We start from the raw sequence: 17,825 nt of genomic DNA, 5'->3' as shown, positions 1-17,825 counted from the left end.
ATGGCAAGGAAGAAGAAGCGCTCGCCGCACCGCGACCGCACGGCATCCCCCGCACCCCGTCCCGCGACACCGCCGGACCGGGTGATGCTGGCACTGGCGGCGCTGGGCCTGCTGATCACCGGCTACCTGGCCTGGACGGCGGGCAGCGGTTCGGCTTCGGCGTTCTGCACCAGCGACGGCGGCTGCGAAGCGATCCAGCGCAGCGGCTGGTCGACCCTGCTCGGCGTGCCGATGGCGCTGTGGGGCTTCGGCCTGTATGCGGTGGTCGCGCTGGTATCGGCGATGCGCAAGGCATCGCCGCTGCTGCGCTGGCAACGGCAATGGCGGCTGGTGCTGCTGGGGCTGGCGATCAGCGTCTACCTGACGGTGATCGGTGCGTGGGTACTGGATGCCTTCTGCGTGGGGTGCCTGGCATCGCTGGCGGTGCTGGTGGCGATGTTCGCGTGGCTGCAGGCGCGTCGCCCCGCATCCGCACCAGGCCAGCCCTGGGGTCGCTGGTGGGGCGTCCACGCACTGCCGGTGCTGTTGGTGGTCGCGGTCCTGCACGTGCACCAGAGCGGCTTGCTGCACCAGCGTCCGGAGAGTCGACGTGCGGAGGCGCTGGCGCAGCATCTGTCCGCGTATGGCGCGAAGTTCTACGGTGCCTCGTGGTGCGTGGAATGCAGCCGGCAGAAGCGCCATTTCGGGCACGCGGCGGAGCAGTTGCCCTACGTGGAGTGCTCACCCGGCGGGCGCAACGCGCCGATGACGGCTACCTGTGCGGCAGCGGGCGTGACCGTGTTCCCCACCTGGGTCATCGATGGCATCGAGCACAACGGTGTGATCGAACCGCAACAGCTGGCGGTGCTTACGCGCTTCGACTGGGAAGGTGCTGCGGACGACGAGTGAGTCGCCGCGCTCCGGGCGGTGCCGGAACGCCTGCGCATGCAGGGCGCGCAGGCATCCGGACATGAAAAAGGGCCTTGCGGCCCTTTTTCGTTTCCGTGTCCGGTTGGATCAGTCGTCGTTGCGCCTGTCGGCGGTATTGATCGACTTCTCGGCGCCGAACGGGTTCAGGCGACGCACCATCCACGGGTAGTCGGGCCACTTGCCGGCCAGCCAGGGGTGCTGCGGATCGTTGATTTCGAGCACGCGCTTGGCGTCGGCGGCGAGGGTCTCGTTGCCCAGCTGGGTGTAGGCCTCGGCCAGCACGGCGATGGCGTCGTTCTGGTGGCTGCTCTGCGGGTAGGTTTCCAGCAGGTACTTGGCGCGGCTGGCGGCGGACACCCACGCATCGCGGCGCAGGTAGTAGATCGCGGTATCCAGTTCGTGCAGGGCGAACTGGTTGCGCAGCACGCTCATGCGCTGGCGCGCATCGGCGGCATAGCGGCTGTTGGGGTAGTTCTCGGCGACCCGGTTGAGGTCGTTGTAACCCTGCATCGGCGTGGCCAGGTCGCGACGGCTGGCTTCCAGGCGCCAGACCTTCTGCAGGAACACCGTGTCGCGGTTGGAGTTGGCCAGCCCGCGCAGGTAGTACATGTACGGGACGTTGCGATGGGTCGGATAGGTGCGGATGAAGCGGTCGATGGTGGTGACCGCATCGTCCAGCTTGCCCGACTTGTACTCGGCGTAGGCCGATTCCATCAATGCCTGTTCGGTATAGGGGCCGTACGGATACTGGGCGATCAGGCGGCGGAAGTTCTGCAGGCCGCGGTCCCAGTTGTTGTTCATCATCGCCTGGTGGGCTTCCTGGTACATCACCTCGACAGGCTGGTTCTCCGCTGCTTCCTTCTTCTTGAAGATCTTGCCGCAGCCGGTCCCGGCGAAGGCGATTACCAGCGCCAGCAGGACGAAACGGGCGGGCGCGGAACGGCGGGTGGAGCGGGGAAGGGCACGCTGGGTCATGGGCTGGCGGCAGGCCGCGGCAGGGAAACAGGCTGTCGATGATAGCCTAGGCGCCGCCTTCGCCATGAACAATCGGCCAATACGGACCGAGCATGGCCTCCCTGGATGTCTTTCCGCATGACCGATACCGATTCCCCCGACAGCCTCCGCACCGCCATCGTGCCCGCCAGCGCGGCCGGCCGGCGCTTCGACGCCGCGCTGGCGGAGCTGTTCCCCGAGTTCTCCCGGTCGCGCCTGACCGAGTGGATCAAGTCCGGCAACGCCCTGCTGGACGGCCAGGTGGTGCGCCCGCGCGACCCCGTGCGCGGCGGGGAGACCGCCAGCCTGGACGTGGTACTGGACACCCAGACCCACGCACTGCCCGAAGACATCCCGCTGGACGTGCTGTACGAGGACGAGCATGTGTTCGTGCTGGACAAGCCTGCCGGGCTGGTGGTGCATCCCGGTGCGGGCAACCCCACCGGCACCCTGGTCAATGCCCTGCTGTTCCGCGACCCGTCGCTGTCGGCGCTGCCGCGCGCGGGGATCGTGCACCGGCTGGACAAGGACACCTCCGGCGTCATGGTGGTCGCACGCACCGTGCCGGCGCATACCTCGTTGGTGGCGCAACTGGCTTCGCGCGACGTACACCGCCAGTACCTGGCCGTGGTGGTCGGGGCGATGGTCTCCGGCGGCACGGCGAATGCGCCGATCGACCGCCACCCGCGCGACCGGCTGAAGATGGCGGTGCGCGAGGATGGCCGCGATGCGGTCACCCACTACCGCCTGCGCGAACGCTTCCGCGCGCACACCGCGCTGGAGTGCCGGCTGGAAACGGGCCGCACGCACCAGATCCGCGTGCACATGGCACACATCAAGTACCCGATCATCGGTGATCCGCTGTACGGCGGGCCACTGCGGTTGCCCAAGGGTGCCAGCGAGGAACTGATCGCCGTGTTGCGCAGCTTCCGGCGACAGGCGCTGCATGCCGAGACCCTGGAGTTCGTCCACCCCGCCACCGGCGAACCGGTCCGCGTCACCGCGCCGGTACCGGCCGACATGGTGGCGCTGCTGGCGGCCCTGCGCGCGGACAGCAAGGCGCAGCGCGGATGAACCGCGCGCCGGTCGTGCCCGCCGGCTGGCCTGCGCCTCCCGGCGTGCATGCCTTCACCACCTTGCGTCATGGCGCGGGATGCTCGGCGGCACCGTTCGACACCTTCAACCTCGGCAACCGCTACGCCGCCGATGGCGATGATCCGGCCACGGTGGCGCGCAATCGCGCGCAACTGGTCGAACTCGCCGGCCTGCCGTCGGTGCCGCACTGGCTGAAGCAGGTGCATGGCATCGACGTGCTGCGTGTGGATGCGCCCGCCGATCCGGATGCCGACGAACCGGTGGCAGACGCGCTGGTCACGGCGACACCCGGCGTGGTGCTGGCCATCCTCACCGCCGACTGCCTGCCGGTGGTGTTCGCCGCGAAGGACGGCAGCGAGATCGCGGCCGCGCACGCCGGCTGGCCCGGCCTGTCGAAAGGGATGCTGGAAACCGCGCTGGACGCGATGACGACGCCGGTGGCGGAGGTGATGGCATGGATAGGTCCGGCTGCGGGGCCGCGGCGGTATGAAGTGGGCAAGGACGTCTTCGACGTGTTCGTCGCACACGATGCGGATGCCGAAGCCTGCTTCGTGCCGACACGCGAGAACCATTGGCTGGCCGATCTGCCGGCACTGGCACGCCGACGGCTGGTCGCGCGCGGCATGTCGGCCGATGACATTCACGGCGGCGATCTCTGCACGATCAGCGAGCCCGCGCGCTTCTTCTCGCACCGCCGTGATGGCCGCAGCGGCCGCATCGCCACGCTGGCATGGATGCAGCCGTAAGGTCGTTGTTCGCGCAGGTGCTGGGGCCGGCGTTCGACGGGCTGCCGGCGCCAGTGCGCGTGTTGCACATGGCGCAGGGCGTGAATCGGTATCGGGGTGGCGTCGAGGTCGAGCGCGGCGGTCGATGGCTGTCACGGCTGGTCGCCGCGGCCACCCATCTTCCGCCCCCTGGCACCGGCCCGCTATGCGTGGAGATCGAGGCATCGCCTGACACCGAGCGTTGGACGCGCTTCATCGGCGGGCGTGCGATGCCTTCGCGCCTGTGGCGCGACGGTGACGTGCTGTGCGAGCGGCTGGGCCTGGCAACGTTCGGCTTCCGGCTGAATGTCGTGGACCATGCCATCGCATGGCGCGTCGTCCGGGTGAGCGTGTTCGGCGTGTCGTTGCCGGCGCGTTGGTTCACGGGCGTGGGCGCACGAGAGTTCGCCGAGGACGATCGCTACCGGTTCGACGTCTGGGCGTCGTTGCCGCTCACCGGATTGTTGGTGCACTACCGCGGGTGGCTCGATGTCCGTGACGCGTGATGGGCCTTCCTTCTCCCCGCGCGCGGGGAGAAGGTGCCCGGAGAGCCTGCCCCGTATCCCGATACGGGGGCGGATGAGGGGCGCTCTTCGTCGCTCGCAAGACGAGCGTATGTCCGTGCGTCGCCTGTTGCATCAGCATGGTGGGCCGATGAATGACGGACTCCGCTCGCCCCTCACCCGCCGTTGGCACCCTCTCCCCGCGTGCGGGGAGAGGGGAATCATCAAGTTTGACGGAGAGGTTGAATGACCCCAAACGACCCCTCCGCCGCACAAGGCCCCATCATCGTCTTCGACGGCATCTGCGTGCTGTGCAATGGATGGGTACGCTTCCTGCTGAAGCATGATCGCGTGGGACGTTATCGCTTCGCCGCCATGCAGTCGGACGCAGGGCGCGCGCTGCTGGCCGGGCATGGGCTGGATCCCGACGATCCGGCGTCGTTCCTGCTGGTCGATGGCCATCGCGCTTGGACCGACAGTGATGCGATCCAGCGCGTGCTGACCGGGCTGGGCGGCGTGTGGCGACTCGCCCTGGTGATCGCCCTGGTGCCGCGTGGCGTGCGCGATCCGCTGTACCGCTGGATCGCGCGACACCGGTACCGGTGGTTCGGGATGACGGCATGCCGGGTGCCGACGGAGGAGGAGCGGGCGCGCTTCCTGTAGGAGCGGCTTCAGCCGCGACCGCACGGCGACCGCACTCGTGATGATGCCTGTCGCGGGCGATGGCAGCCGATGCGCATGTGTTTCCTGCGGCGGGCAGGTATCCGGTCGCGGCTGAAGCCGCTCCTACAGGGTGTTCGTCATCCGGGCGCGTGGCGGCGCGTTCTTCATGCTTGGCTGCAAGGCGGTGTCCACGCTGTTCACCGTTCGGGCGCATTGTGATGCGCTCGTCTTCGACGGTGCCCGCATACAGCGAGGCGCGGGCGGGGTCTGATCGTCCGGGCGCCGGCGCGGGTGCTGGCCAGCCTGCCGCTGCCCGCGCGACGGTTGCCCGTCCGTTCCCGTGCCGCGGCGCCCGTCCGATCAGTTCGTCGAGCTGCCTCCGTGAGGGAGGCGGCGATGCTCTTAGCACTCAGAAGGTGTAGCGGACGCGCGTGTAGTAGTACGCACCGTTGCTGCCGATCGGCGACAGCACGTCGTAGGGCAGGTTGCCGAAGTAGGCGATGTCCGCGCTCGAAAGGTCAGGGTACTCGTCGGTCAGGTTCAGGCCGCCCAGCGCCACGCTCCACTTCGGCGAGAACCGGTACTCGACCTCCGCATCCAGCTGCCATTCGGCGCCGTAGGTCTGCTCCGGCTCGAAGCCGCCGCCGAAGTTGAACACGCGCTTGGCGCTGCCATGGCGGCTGACGCGTCCCAGCAGCGACCAATCGGTGTTGTTCCAGCCCGCGGTGAAGATGCCGCGCGTGCGCGGTGCGGCACCGGTCAGCGTGTTGCTCTCCTCAACGCCGAACAGCACATAGCCGGGGTCGATGGCGAGCAGTTCGGCGGGCGTAACGGCGATGTTCTTCAGTTCCGTCTTCGCGTAGCTGTAGGCGCCGGTCAGCAGCAGGTTGCCGTCGCCCAGCGCCTGCCGCCAGTTGGCCACCAGCTCCGCACCTTCGGTGCGGGTGTCGGCTGCATTGATGAAGAAGTTGGCGCTCTGCACGCCCGGCACGCCGAAATTGTCCAGCACGAAATCGGTCAGCGCGTCGCCGCTGATGCGCTCGGTGATCGCCACGCGGTCATCGATGTCGATGCGGAACACGTCCAGCGACAGGTCGAAGTGCTCGCCGATGCGGCTGGTGAAGCCGAGGCTGAGGTTCAGCGCCTTCTCCGGGTCCAGATCCTGCGCGCCCAGCGCACGGGCGATGGGGTTGTTGACCGACAGCAGGCGGCCCTGGGTGAGTTGGCCGGAGGCGTCGTAGCCGGTGGAGGTGGATTCGAACCCGATCTGGCTCAGCGACGGCGCGCGGAAGTTGTTCGACACCGAACCGCGCAGCGCGAAGGCGGGCGCGAACTCGTAGCGGGCGGCCAGCTTGCCGGTCAGCTCGCCGCCGAAATCGTCGTAATGTTCGTAGCGCGCCGCGATGTCGGTGGTGAACTTCTCGCCCCACTGGCTGCTGAGGCTGGCGTAGACGCTGGACACGTCCCGGTCGAGGTCCGCGGTGTCCTGCGGCGTCAGCCCGCCGCCGGCCTGCGAGCCGGTCGGGCGGTCGGTGAAGGGACCGGCTGCGTACGAGGCGGGATCGCCTGCGCCGGTCTCGAAGGTTTCATGGCGGAACTCGAGGCCGGTGGCGAACGTATGCGCGCCGAACACGCGGCTCAGGTCGAGGTTGGCGAGCGTCTGTGCGGACTCGTAGTCGCCGGTCTTGAAGCGCGTGGGACTGCTGGGGCCCAGCGAGGCGTTGAGCGAATTGCGCAGCCGGTAGGTGAACTCATTGCGGCCATGATTGAGGCTGGCGTCGTAGTCCCATTCGCCCCATTGGCCGCGCACGCCGGCCACGCCGGCCAGGTCGAGGTTCTCGCCTTCGGAGATCGGGCGGTAACCGTTCGGATAGACCTCTTTCCAGTTCGCCACGCCGTCGGGGTAGCGGAAGTAGTTCGCGCCTTCGGTATCGCTCTGGTGGTAGGTGCCGAAGGCGTACAGCTCGGCCGATTCGCCCAGCGGCACGGCCGCGTTGAGCCACGCGTTGATGTCCTTGGAGCTGCCGTCGCCCAGCACGTAGTTGCGCTGGCCGGCCAGGGCCAGGTTGTCCGGGGTCTGCTCCTCGAAGAACGGGATCTGGTCGAAGCCCGCGCGGTTGGTGCCCTCGCGCTGCTTGTACTCCAGGCCCACGCGGAAGAAGCCGCCGTCGCCGATGCGGTCGCCGACCTGCGCACTGAAGAAGCCGGTCTGGCCGTCGGTGACGGTCTGGTCGATCGGCTCCACCTTGGTGTGGTGCGCGCCATAGCTGGCTTCGATGGCGCCGCCTTCCGGCGTGTCATCGAGGATGACGTTGATGACGCCGGCGACGGCATCGGAGCCGTACTGCGCGCCGGCGCCGTCGCGCAGCACTTCGATGCGCTTGATCGCGCTGACCGGGATGGCATTGAAGTCCACCGGCGTGTTGCCCTTGCCGATCTTGCTGTCGGTGTTGACCAGCGCGCTGGTGTGGCGGCGCTTGCCGTTGACCAGCACCAGCACCTGGTTGGGGCTCAGGCCACGCAGCTGCGCGGCGCGGATGTGGTCGGCGCCGCCGGAGTTGGACTGGCGCGGGAAGTTCAGCGACGGCAGCAGCGCCTGCAGCGCACTGCCGAGCTCGCCGTTGAGCACGCCGGCCTGGCGGATGTCTTCGGCGGTCAGCACATCGATGGGCGAGGTGGATTCCAGCGCGGTGCGATCGGTGGCGCGTGTGCCGGTGACGATCACCGCATCCAGGTCGGTGGCGCCGGCAGGCGCGGTCTGGGCGTGGGCGGGGACGGCGAGCGCCAGCACGATGGCGGCGCCGAGCAGAGCAAGAGCGGGGTGGGACATGCGGGTCTCGTGGGGCGAGGGAGGGAGCAGGGCGGAGTCTATCGCTATATTGCGATGAAGCGATATATTAACCGCCGCTGCGGACCGTGTGTCATCTCCGCTGTCCATCACCTTATGCCGCCGCGTCATATGGCCATCGCGGCGGCATGCTCCATCCTGTCCTTCTCCCACGAGGTCTTCCCCCATGTCGCATCGTGCTGTCTGGCTGCTGGTCCTTCTTGCGCTTGCCGGGTGTGCGTCCACGCCGCCCGTCGCATCGCCCTCTGCCACCACCGCCACCGCCACGCTGGAAGGCGACACGTTGCGTCCGGCCAGCGCGAGTGGCTGGGTGCGCAGCGAGCTGTACTTCGGGGTGGGAGAGGAGACGGGACCGGCGGACCGTCCCCAGGCCGAGCCCATCACCGAAGCGACGTGGCGCGCCTTCCTCGACAAGGAAGTGACCTCGCGCTTCCCGGACGGCCTGACCGTGTTCGATGCCTACGGCCAATGGCTGTTCCGCGGCGCGAAGGAACCCAATCGCCTGAAGACCAAGGTGCTGGTGGTGCTGCACGAAGACACGCCGCAGCGCCGCGCCGACGTCGAGGCGATCCGCCTGGCGTGGAAGCAGGCCACGGGCCACCAGTCGGTGCTGTGGTCGCGCCACGCGGTGGACGTATCGTTCTGACGCGATCTGCCCCTTCCCCCGCGTGCGGGGGAAGGCGGGGATGGGGGCCGACGCGCGCGCAGACGAGGGCGCGCGCGCGATACAGGCAGGGGCGCAAGACGCGCCACGCGATGTTTACCGCGAGGGAGAAACCGATCGGCTCCGTCGCCCCCACCCCAACCCTCCCCCGTGAACGGGGGAGGCGGCTTATCCTGTGGTCCGCCATTCCCTCCTTTCCCTTTTCCTTCTTCGGCCTCCCATGACCGCATCGGCTTCTCCCGTGCGCCGCTGGTTCGTTCCCGGCGACCTCAACGGTTTCTTCGGCCTGGTGGTGGACAACCTGTCCATCCTCGGCTTCATCGCCGCCGCATTGATCGGCATCTTCCAGTTCCCCGCCGAGGTGGTGTTCACCCGCATGTTCCCCGGCACCGCGCTGGGCGTGCTGGTCGGCAACCTGATCTACACGTGGATGGCGCACCGGCTGTCGGCCAAGACCGGGCGCGATGACGTCACCGCGATGCCGCTGGGCCTGGATGCGCCAACCAGCATCGGCATGGCGCTGCTGGTGCTGGGCCCGGCCTTCGTCGGCTTCAAGCAGGCCGGCCTGGACGAACAGGCCGCGGCCACCGCGACCTGGCAGCTCGGCATGGCCTCACTGGTGGTGATGGGCGTGCTGAAGCTGGTGCTGTCGTTCTTCGGCGATGCGGTCACCCGCGCGGTGCCGCGCGCCGGCCTGCTGGGCTCCATCGGTGGCGCGGCGTTGACGTTGCTGGGCTTCCTGCCGCTGATCGAAACGCTGCGTCAGCCCATCGTCGGCTTCGTCACCTTCGGCCTGCTGCTCTACGTGCTGGTGGCCAAGGGCAAGTTGCCGGTGAAGATCCCGGGCGTGCTGCTGGCCTTCATCGTCGGCACCACGCTGTACTACGCGCTGGGCCTCGCCGGCCTTGGCGCGCCGGGCTTCAAGGTGCCCGATGCCGTGCCGCTGGCGGTGACGCTGCCACTGCCCACGCTGGGCTGGCTGGATGGCCTGGCCTACACCGTGCCCTATCTGCCGCTGCTGCTGCCGTTCGGCCTGCTGATGGTGGTGGGCGGCATCAACGTCAGCGAAAGCGCGCGTGCGGCCGGCGACGATTACCGCACGCGCGACGTCTTGCTGGCCGAAGCGGTGTCCACGCTGGTGGCCGGCTTCTGCGGCGGCGTGGCGCAGACCACGCCCTACATCGGCCAGCCCGCGTACAAGCACATGGGCGCGCGCAAGGGCTACACGCTGCTGACCGGTCTCTTCATCGGCTTCGGCGGCGTGCTCGGCTACGTGTCGGGGCTGGTGCAGTGGCTGCCGGTGGCGGTGCTGGCGCCGATCATCGTCTACGTCGGCCTGGACATCACCGTGCAGGCCTTCACCGAGACGCCGCGCAAGCATGCCATCGCGGTGGCGCTGGGCTTCCTGCCCTCGGTGGCGTACCTGCTGACGATCAAGTTCGGCAACCCGGCATGGATCGCACCCGACCGTTTCGTGGGTCTGTACGAAGGCGTCGACGGGCACGGTCTGCCCGACCTGGCCACCATCGTGACGCTGGGCAACGGCTTCATCATCACCGCAATGATCTGGACCACCGCGCTGGTGGCGATGATCGAGGGGCGTAATGGCCGTGCCGTGGCCGCGCTGCTGGTCGGCGCGGTGCTGACGCTGTTCGGCATCATCCACTCGGTGGATCCGCGCGGCGGCATCTACCTGCCGTGGGACGTGGAAGGCCTGCGCGCGACGATCCTGTGGCAGTTCGCCGGTGCGTACGCCGCGTTGGCGGTGCTGCTGGGCGCACTGTCCCTGCAGAAGAGGGCGTAGGCCGGGCCTTGGCCCGTCGTTTCGGCACATGCGCAGGCGGTGGGCAAAGGCCCACCCTAAGGTGAACTTCGGTCTCAAGTGGTCTTGAAACACCGGCGCTTAACCTCATCTCGGTAGCATCGGCTGGCGTTCGCCGGCCCCTACTTTTCCTGAGGTTCTCCCGATGCGGATGGACAAACTGACCTCGCGTTTCCAGCAGGCGCTGGCCGACGCGCAGTCGCTGGCCGTGGGCCGCGACCACACCATGATCGAACCGGTGCACGTGCTCACCGCGTTGCTGGAGCAGCAGGGCGGCAGCACGCGTCCGCTGCTGTCGCAGGCCGGCGTCAACGTGCCGGTGCTGCGCGAGCGGCTGGGCGAAGCGCTGGACAAGCTACCCAAGGTGACCGGCCAAGCCGGCAACCTGTCCATCGGCAACGACCTCTCGCGCCTGCTCAACGTCACCGACAAGCTGGCGCAGGACAGTGGCGACACTTACATCGCCAGTGAGTGGTTCCTGCTGGCCGCCCTGGACGACAGTGGGGCCGCAGGCCAGGAACTGAAGGCCAGTGGCGCCGACAAGCAGAAGCTGCGCGCCGCCATCGACCGCTTGCGCGGAGGCGAGAAGGTGCAATCCGAGAATGCCGAGGACCAGCGCCAGGCGCTGGAGAAGTACACCATCGACCTCACCGAGCGCGCGGAGATCGGCAAGCTCGACCCGGTGATCGGCCGCGACGAGGAAATCCGCCGCACCATCCAGGTCCTGCAGCGCCGCACCAAGAACAATCCGGTGCTGATCGGCGAACCCGGCGTGGGCAAGACCGCCATCGTCGAGGGGCTGGCGCAGCGCATCGTCAACGGCGAGGTGCCGGAAGGCCTGAAGGGCAAGCGCGTGTTGTCGCTGGACATGGGTGCGCTGATCGCCGGCGCCAAGTTCCGCGGCGAATTCGAGGAGCGCCTGAAGGCCGTGCTCAACGACCTGGCGAAGAACGAAGGCCAGATCATCCTCTTCATCGATGAGCTGCACACCATGGTGGGCGCCGGCAAGGCCGAAGGCTCCATGGACGCCGGCAACATGCTGAAGCCGGCGCTGGCGCGCGGCGAATTGCACTGCATCGGCGCCACCACGCTGGACGAATACCGCAAGTACGTCGAGAAGGACGCCGCGCTGGAGCGGCGCTTCCAGAAAGTCTTCGTCGGCGAACCCAGCGTCGAGGACACCATCGCCATCCTGCGCGGACTGAAGGAAAAGTACGCCGTGCACCATGGTGTCGAGATCACCGACCCGGCCATCGTCGCCGCGGCCACGCTGTCGCATCGCTACATCGCCGATCGCCAGCTGCCGGACAAGGCCATCGACCTGATGGACGAAGCCGCCAGCCGCATCCGCATGGAGATCGACTCCAAGCCGGAAGAAATGGATCGCATGGAGCGCCGGCTGATCCAGCTGAAGATCCAGCGCGAGGCACTGAAGAAGGAAAAGGACGCGCAGTCGAAGCAGCGCCTGGCCGATCTGGAGACCGAGATCGAATCGCTGCAGCGCGAGTTCAACGACCTGGAAGAAATCTGGAAGGCCGAGAAGGCCACGTTGACCGGCGCGACCAAGATCAAGGAGCAGATCGAGCGCGTGAAGCTTGAGCTCGAGGCCGCGCAGCGCAAGCAGGACTACGCGCGCATGAGCGAGTTGCAATACGGCCAGCTGCCGGAGCTGGAGAAGCAGCTGGCGGCTGCGCAGGAGGCCGAGCAGAAGGGCTTCCGCCTGCTGCAGGACAAGGTCACCGACGAGGAGATCGCCGAAGTCGTCAGCCGCTGGACCGGTATCCCGGTCAGCAAGATGCTGGAAGGCGAGCGCGAGAAGCTGCTGCAGATGGAGCAGTCGCTGCGTGGCCGCGTGATCGGGCAGGAGGAGGCGATCAAGGTCGTGTCCGACGCCGTGCGCCGTTCGCGTGCCGGTATTTCCGATCCCGACCGTCCGAGCGGCTCGTTCCTGTTCCTCGGCCCGACCGGCGTCGGCAAGACCGAGCTGTGCAAGGCACTGGCCGAGTTCCTGTTCGACAGCAGCGACGCGATGGTGCGCATCGACATGAGCGAGTTCATGGAGAAGCACGCGGTCAGCCGCCTGGTCGGCGCGCCTCCGGGGTATGTCGGCTATGAGGAAGGCGGCTACCTGACCGAGGCCGTGCGCCGCCGCCCGTACAGCGTGATCCTGCTGGACGAAGTGGAGAAGGCGCATCCGGACGTGTTCAACATCCTGCTGCAGGTCCTGGACGACGGCCGCCTGACCGACGGCCAGGGCCGTACGGTGGATTTCCGCAACACGGTCATCGTGATGACGTCCAACCTGGGCTCCAGCCTGATCCAGGACATGAGCGATGGCGGCGGCGCGGGCGACACGCCGGAGAGCTACACGCAGATGAAGGCGGCCGTGATGGGCGTGGTGCAGGCGCACTTCCGGCCCGAGTTCATCAACCGTCTGGACGACATCGTCGTGTTCCATCCGCTGGACAAGGCGCAGATCCGCGAGATCGCCCGCATCCAGACGCGCTACCTGGCCAAGCGCCTTGCCGAGCGCCAGATCGTGCTGGAACTGGACGATTCGGCGTTGATGCTGCTGGGCAACGTCGGCTTCGATCCGGTGTACGGCGCGCGGCCGCTGAAGCGCGCGATCCAGGCGCAGCTGGAGAATCCGCTGGCGCACAAGATCCTGTCGGGCGAATTCGGAGCAGGCGACAAGGTGCGTGTGCACGCCGACGGCGGGCACTTGCAGTTCGAGCGGCGCACTGCGGACGTCTGACCGGTGAAGGGTGACCGCGCCATCGTGCGCGGTTCAAATCACACTTGCATGCGCGGTATCGCACACGCGCGAATGCCAGAGTAGTGTGCCTCCCTAGCGGGGGAGCACGTCGATGCGTGCATCCCGTCATCACGTGAAGGGATGCGCGCCACGATGGACACACGACCCCGTGCATGGTGGATTGATGCTGGCCTCGTATCGCTGGCCAGTCTGGTGCTGCAGAGCATCGAGGTCGGGTATGGCGCGCACTTCTTCGGTGAACGCTGGCAGGGCGGACAGGCCTCGCTGCTGCACGCCCATGCCGGTCTGCTGATGGCGATCGCCCTGTTGGGGGGCGACTGGCGGGTGCTGGCAATGGCGTTCCTGGCCAATTTCGTGCAGTGGTGGTGGCGTGCGCAGCTGCAGGTACCGCTGTCGCCCCTCTACATCGTGGCCGTTGCCGCGGCGATGATGCTGCAATGGCGCTGGACCGTGGCATGTGCAGGATGGGCCGGCGGCCCCATGGGCCGTCGCCGACGCATGCAGGTGTCGGGCATCGGGCGTTACCTGATCGTGTGCCTGCTGCTGTTTCCTATCGGCTGGGCGACCCTGGCGGCAGCGTTGTACACATTGATCGGGCAGGGTGCGCCCGTAGTGGCGAGCGCGTCGCTGCAACTGCTGCTGGCCAAGCATGTCGGCGTGGGCATGCTGACATTGCCTTTCCTGCTGGTGTGGAGCGATGAGCGCCTGCGACAGGTTCCCGGGCATCGCTGGTTCGTCATCGTGGCATGGCTGTGTCTGGTGCTGGTGGTGGGGGCGCTGCTTGAGCACTCGAGCGATGGCGTGGTCCGGCCATGGCTTGAACTGGTTTACGAATATCGCACGTTGATCGGCGCATTGATGGCCATCGCCATGCTGCTCTGGCGCGTGGAGTATTCGATGCCGTTGCTGACGGTGACCCACCTGCTGTTGTTGCATGCGCTGACTGACCAGGCCCAGCAGGCGGAGTCTGCAGTGCAGATGCAGCGCCTGCTGGTGCACATGGTCGAATGCAATTTCATGGTGCTGGTGCTCGCATTGCTGTTCCTGCTCAACCGCGAACGCATGGAACGCTATCGGCATGTGCGCAAGATGGGACGGCATGATGCGAGCAGCGGACTGGCCAATGCCCACGCCCTGCAGGAAGCCTGGCGAATGCTTCCCGCGACGCCGCCCGTCATGGGCTTCCTGCTGCTTGATCAGGTGGAACGTGTCCTCGGCAGTTATGGCTGGCGCGCCGAAACGCTGTTGCTGCGCGAAGCGGGGCGGATCATGGCACCGCTGGCGCGTACCTTTCACCTGGGGGGCGGGCATTTCGTCCTGCTGCCACGCCAGCCTGCCGGCACGGGCGGCGAGACGTGCGCGTGGGACGACATCCTGAAACGCCTGCAGGGGCATGTGTTCCAGTGGAAGGATGCGCAGCTGCGACTGAACCCCTATCTGGGCCTGGTGCGTCCCGAACGGCTGGGCGCGCAGTCGCTGGACGAATGTCTTGCCAATGCGTGCGATGCAGCCCTGTGCGCACGTCGCGAGGGGGAGTGCAGTCCGATGCACTACGTATCCACGCGGGAGGGGAGCGCCGTGTTGGCGAGGCAGCATCGGCTGGTGGCCTCCGCGGAGGCCCTGGAGTGCGTGCACGCAGGGCGCATCGAACTGCATCTGCAGCCTATCGTCCGTATTGATGGAGGCGCCACGCTGTCCGGGTTCCAGGGCGAGGTGTTGTGCCGCCTGCGCACAGCGCAGGGGCGGCTGCTGATGCCGGCCGAATTCATCCCCGACATGGAGGAAAGCGGCCATGTGGCGGATCTGGACATCGCGGTCGTCGAATGCCTGTTCGACTGGCTGAAGAAGCATCCCGACGCCATGCCCGGCATCGCGCGCCTGGGCATCAACCTGAGCGGTCGCAGCCTGGCGTCCGCCTCGTTCCGCGCGCGTTTTGCCGACCTGTTGCGATGCTCGCCGTTGAATCATCACGCGCTGTGCTTCGAATTGACCGAGACCGCCGTGATCGCGAGCCAGGATTCCGCCCTCAAGCTCTTCCAGGAACTGCGAGCACATGGCTGCCGGTTGGCGCTTGATGATTTCGGCAGCGGAGTGCAGAACTTCGAGCGCCTGAAACAGGTGCCGGTGGACAGCCTGAAGATCGATGGCCAGTTCATCCGCCACTTGGATACCGAGCCGGGTGACCTGGAAATCGTGCGGGCGGCCGTAGCGGTCGCCAAGGCTCACGGCCTGGCGACGGTTGCCGAATATGTGGAGAACGCCAGCCAGGTACTGCAGTTGCGCGCACTGGGGGTGCAGTGGGGGCAGGGCTACCATCTGGGTCGCCCCCGTCCCATCTTCGACTGGTTGCTGCCCGACTCCAGCCTCCACGCGCGTTGATGTTCGTTTTCTGGTGGTGGCCGGCCGGCGCCGCCCATCCCGTTGAGCCTGAATCTGGGCAAATGCGATGGCGATGGCCTGCCCTCAGGAATCCGTGGCAGGATGGCGACGCGTCGGGGGACCAGCAGACTGATGGTTGCCAACGGTGTCCACATGGAAGAGCACAGAATGGGTGGAAGCACGAAAGTGCTCCTGCTGGGTGGGCTGTGCCTGCTGTTGCAGCAGATCCCCATCAGCTACCGCATCGATTTCTTCGGCGAGCTGGCCCACGCTTCCCTAGTCCACCTGCATGCGGGCCTGCTGCTGGCCATCGCCATGCTGGAAAGGGATCGCCGCGTGGTGGCGGGCTGTTTCCTGCTGACGTTCGTGGGCTGGACCGTGCGCCAGCTTTATTTCGACCAGTGGCAACCGGGTCCGGTGCTTGCCTGGGGTGCGGCCAGCTATCTTTTCACGCTGGGCTGGAGCCTGGCGTGCGCGCGATGGATGCGGTGGCCGCGTGCGCCCGGCCAGCGCGTGCAACGGCGCGACCTGGTCCGGTTCGCTTCGATAGGCCTGTTGCTCTATCCGCTGGTGCTCGCGCTTGCCGGCTTCAGCATCGCGGCGATTTCGACATCCGCGCTGGCCATCAGTTCGGCGTTCCAGATGTTCTTCGCCAAGCAGTTCGGCGTGGCCGTGGTGACATTGCCACTGGTGGTGGCGTGGCGGGAACGCGGGTATCCCGCGCCCAGGCTCGATGCTGCTTCGCACTGGATATGGCCGGTCGCGCTGGCGGCCGGGCTGGTGCTCAGCGTGTGGATGGCGGTACTGGTGCGCCAGGCCTACATGGCGGACGGCACCGCGCCGCGCATGGTGCTGATGGACTATCGCTTCGCGCTGCTGCTGGTGTTGGGCTGGAGCATGCTGCGGTTGTCGTCGCGGTGGGCGATGGCCGCCCTGTCGCTGACCTTGCTGCTGCTGGTGGGCATGGTGGCGGGCACGGCCGAATACGCGAACAGTCCGGTGGGCTTCTTCAACCTGCTGCACATCACGCTGGAGTTGAACATCCTGCTGCTGGCGATGATGTACCTGTGGCTGACCAACCGTGACCGCTTCGAACTGGCCGAACGGCTTTCCAGCGAGACCCTGCGCGACCAGATCACCGGCCTGCCCAACCTGAAGGCGTTGCGCGAGCGGGTGGCGCGGCCGCTCGCGCGGACCGAACTCGGGTACCTGCTGCTGGACCAGACCGACACGCTGGTGGCGGGCTTCGGCCTGGATACGCAGGCGCAGGCGATGAATGCGACCGCACGGCGCCTGGAGGACATCGTGGAGACGTATTACGTCGGCACTGGGCAGTTCGCGCTGCTGCCGAAGTTCTCGCGCGACGCCGATCTGTGGGAGCGGGTCATGGCGCGCGTGGAGCACGCGGAGATCGATGCGGGCGGGCAGCCGATGCGCTTGCTGCCCTACCTGGGCGTGGCCGCGTTCAACGGCGCGCAGGCGAGCGTGATCGATGCGGCGGTGGTCGCTGCTTCGCATCTGGCCTTCGAGGCTCGCCACCATGGCGAACTGAGGCCCCGCTACACCGATATCGGCGATAGCCAGTTGCGGCGTACGCATCGCCGGCAACTGCACGACGCCACCGAGGCCCTGGCGAGCCTGCGCAACGAGCGCGTGGTGTTGTACTTCCAGCCGATCCGCGAACTTGCCGATGTCCATGGCGAGCCACGTGGGCTGACGGGGGAGGTGTTGTGCCGCTTGCTGGACGAGCGGGGTGAGATCATGTCGCCCGCGCGCTTCATGGCGCCGCTGGAGGCGGCTGGCCGCGGTGCGGAACTGGACCTGGCGGTCGTGCGCGCGTTGTTCCGCCTGCTGCGCAAGTCGCCCGCCGCGCTGCCGCATTGCCGCGAGATCGCGATCAACCTGACCGGCCAGAGCCTGGCCTCGATGAGTTTCCAGGTGGAACTGCGCACCCTGCTGGCAGGTTCGCCGCTGCCGATGAGCGCGTTGTGTTTCGAAGTCACCGAAACTGCCGCCATCTCCAACACGGCCGCCGCCAGCCACCTGCTGGCTGACCTGCGCGCGCTGGGCTGCCACATCGCCATCGACGATTTCGGCACCGGCATGCAGAGTTTCGCGCGCCTGCGCGAACTCCCTGTCGATGTCATCAAGATCGATGGCTCGTTCGTCCGCAACGTGGCCCAGTTGGGCAAGGACCATGCGGTCGTGCAGGCATCCGTTGCCGTGGCCAACGCCTTTGGCGCGATCACCGTGGCCGAGTTCGTCGAGGACGAAGCCACGGAACACTGCCTGCGGCAACTGGGCGTGCAACGCGTGCAGGGCTACCTGTACGGTGCCCCGCGGCCGTTGGCCGAGGTGCTGGCGGAAACTGCCGCAGAGGCTGCCGTTTTCCGCAGCTGATCCGCTGGC

At 67.4% G+C, this 17,825-nt stretch carries 12 protein-coding genes; 10 read left to right on the top strand and 2 right to left on the bottom strand.

The window, feature by feature from the left end; genetic code table 11:
• On the top strand, positions 1-888 hold the full coding sequence (locus IB223_RS12280; RefSeq protein ID WP_225591020.1) for a vitamin K epoxide reductase family protein: 888 nt from the start codon (positions 1-3) through the stop codon (positions 886-888).
• A gap of 108 nt (positions 889-996) precedes the next feature.
• On the opposite strand, the gene IB223_RS12275 is transcribed toward IB223_RS12280, so the two are convergent.
• Entirely contained in the window at positions 997-1,884 is an 888-nt protein-coding gene (locus tag IB223_RS12275; RefSeq protein WP_192202008.1) for an outer membrane protein assembly factor BamD, read from the bottom strand.
• 117 nt (positions 1,885-2,001) lie between these two features.
• Here IB223_RS12275 and rluD point away from each other — a divergent pair, with 117 nt between their 5' ends.
• The 4 genes from rluD to IB223_RS12255 all read left to right on the top strand — a co-directional run bounded on the left by rluD (position 2,002) and on the right by IB223_RS12255 (position 4,927).
• Positions 2,002-2,976, top strand: a complete 975-nt coding sequence (gene rluD, locus IB223_RS12270; protein ID WP_192202007.1) for a 23S rRNA pseudouridine(1911/1915/1917) synthase RluD — start codon at positions 2,002-2,004, stop codon at positions 2,974-2,976.
• Positions 2,973-3,743 (top strand): peptidoglycan editing factor PgeF, encoded by a 771-nt coding sequence (pgeF, locus tag IB223_RS12265; RefSeq protein ID WP_192202006.1) that lies wholly within the window; start codon positions 2,973-2,975, stop codon positions 3,741-3,743. The genes rluD and pgeF overlap by 4 nt, the downstream gene beginning before the upstream one ends.
• Positions 3,728-4,267, top strand: a complete 540-nt coding sequence (locus IB223_RS12260) for a DUF4166 domain-containing protein (RefSeq protein WP_192202005.1) — start codon at positions 3,728-3,730, stop codon at positions 4,265-4,267. Before pgeF ends, IB223_RS12260 begins: the two co-directional genes overlap by 16 nt.
• Positions 4,268-4,510: 243 nt before the next feature.
• Positions 4,511-4,927 carry a thiol-disulfide oxidoreductase DCC family protein gene (locus IB223_RS12255; protein WP_192202004.1) on the top strand — a complete coding sequence of 139 codons (417 nt, stop codon included), beginning with the start codon at positions 4,511-4,513 and terminating at the stop codon, positions 4,925-4,927.
• A gap of 409 nt (positions 4,928-5,336) precedes the next feature.
• Here IB223_RS12255 and IB223_RS12250 read toward each other — a convergent pair whose 3' ends face one another.
• Entirely contained in the window at positions 5,337-7,757 is a 2,421-nt protein-coding gene (locus tag IB223_RS12250; RefSeq protein ID WP_192202003.1) for a TonB-dependent receptor, read from the bottom strand.
• 184 nt (positions 7,758-7,941) lie between these two features.
• Here IB223_RS12250 and IB223_RS12245 point away from each other — a divergent pair, with 184 nt between their 5' ends.
• The 5 genes from IB223_RS12245 to IB223_RS12225 all read left to right on the top strand — a co-directional run bounded on the left by IB223_RS12245 (position 7,942) and on the right by IB223_RS12225 (position 17,816).
• On the top strand, positions 7,942-8,421 hold the full coding sequence (locus IB223_RS12245) for a DUF3574 domain-containing protein (RefSeq protein WP_192202002.1): 480 nt from the start codon (positions 7,942-7,944) through the stop codon (positions 8,419-8,421).
• A 238-nt stretch (positions 8,422-8,659) separates the two neighbouring features.
• Complete coding sequence (locus IB223_RS12240) at positions 8,660-10,243, top strand: hypothetical protein (RefSeq protein ID WP_192202001.1); 1,584 nt, start codon at positions 8,660-8,662, stop codon at positions 10,241-10,243.
• Positions 10,244-10,406: 163 nt separating this feature from the next.
• Complete coding sequence (gene clpB / locus IB223_RS12235; RefSeq protein ID WP_192202000.1) at positions 10,407-13,016, top strand: ATP-dependent chaperone ClpB; 2,610 nt, start codon at positions 10,407-10,409, stop codon at positions 13,014-13,016.
• Positions 13,017-13,169: 153 nt separating this feature from the next.
• A complete protein-coding gene (locus tag IB223_RS12230; RefSeq protein WP_192201999.1) occupies positions 13,170-15,416 on the top strand; it encodes a bifunctional diguanylate cyclase/phosphodiesterase in 2,247 nt (748 codons plus the stop codon).
• A 153-nt stretch (positions 15,417-15,569) separates the two neighbouring features.
• A complete protein-coding gene (locus tag IB223_RS12225) occupies positions 15,570-17,816 on the top strand; it encodes a bifunctional diguanylate cyclase/phosphodiesterase (RefSeq protein WP_192201998.1) in 2,247 nt (748 codons plus the stop codon).
• Positions 17,817-17,825: the final 9 nt, after the last annotated feature.

The organism is Pseudoxanthomonas sp. PXM03 (assembly GCF_014852005.1).
Taxonomy (GTDB): Bacteria; Pseudomonadota; Gammaproteobacteria; order Xanthomonadales; family Xanthomonadaceae; genus Pseudoxanthomonas_A.
This window is presented reverse-complemented; position numbering and strand designations above follow the sequence as displayed.

What these genes read in the sequence shown, in the direction of transcription:
- IB223_RS12260 (WP_192202005.1), top strand. Translation starts at nt 3,728, where the DNA reads ATGGATGCAGCCGTAAGGTCGTTGTTCGCGCAGGTGCTGGGGCCGGCG.
- IB223_RS12275 (WP_192202008.1), bottom strand. Translation starts at nt 1,884, where the DNA reads ATGACCCAGCGTGCCCTTCCCCGCTCCACCCGCCGTTCCGCGCCCGCC.
- rluD (WP_192202007.1), top strand. Translation starts at nt 2,002, where the DNA reads ATGACCGATACCGATTCCCCCGACAGCCTCCGCACCGCCATCGTGCCC.
- IB223_RS12240 (WP_192202001.1), top strand. Translation starts at nt 8,660, where the DNA reads ATGACCGCATCGGCTTCTCCCGTGCGCCGCTGGTTCGTTCCCGGCGAC.
- IB223_RS12245 (WP_192202002.1), top strand. Translation starts at nt 7,942, where the DNA reads ATGTCGCATCGTGCTGTCTGGCTGCTGGTCCTTCTTGCGCTTGCCGGG.
- IB223_RS12225 (WP_192201998.1), top strand. Translation starts at nt 15,570, where the DNA reads ATGGAAGAGCACAGAATGGGTGGAAGCACGAAAGTGCTCCTGCTGGGT.
- IB223_RS12255 (WP_192202004.1), top strand. Translation starts at nt 4,511, where the DNA reads ATGACCCCAAACGACCCCTCCGCCGCACAAGGCCCCATCATCGTCTTC.
- pgeF (WP_192202006.1), top strand. Translation starts at nt 2,973, where the DNA reads ATGAACCGCGCGCCGGTCGTGCCCGCCGGCTGGCCTGCGCCTCCCGGC.
- IB223_RS12230 (WP_192201999.1), top strand. Translation starts at nt 13,170, where the DNA reads ATGGACACACGACCCCGTGCATGGTGGATTGATGCTGGCCTCGTATCG.
- IB223_RS12250 (WP_192202003.1), bottom strand. Translation starts at nt 7,757, where the DNA reads ATGTCCCACCCCGCTCTTGCTCTGCTCGGCGCCGCCATCGTGCTGGCG.
- clpB (WP_192202000.1), top strand. Translation starts at nt 10,407, where the DNA reads ATGCGGATGGACAAACTGACCTCGCGTTTCCAGCAGGCGCTGGCCGAC.
- IB223_RS12280 (WP_225591020.1), top strand. Translation starts at nt 1, where the DNA reads ATGGCAAGGAAGAAGAAGCGCTCGCCGCACCGCGACCGCACGGCATCC.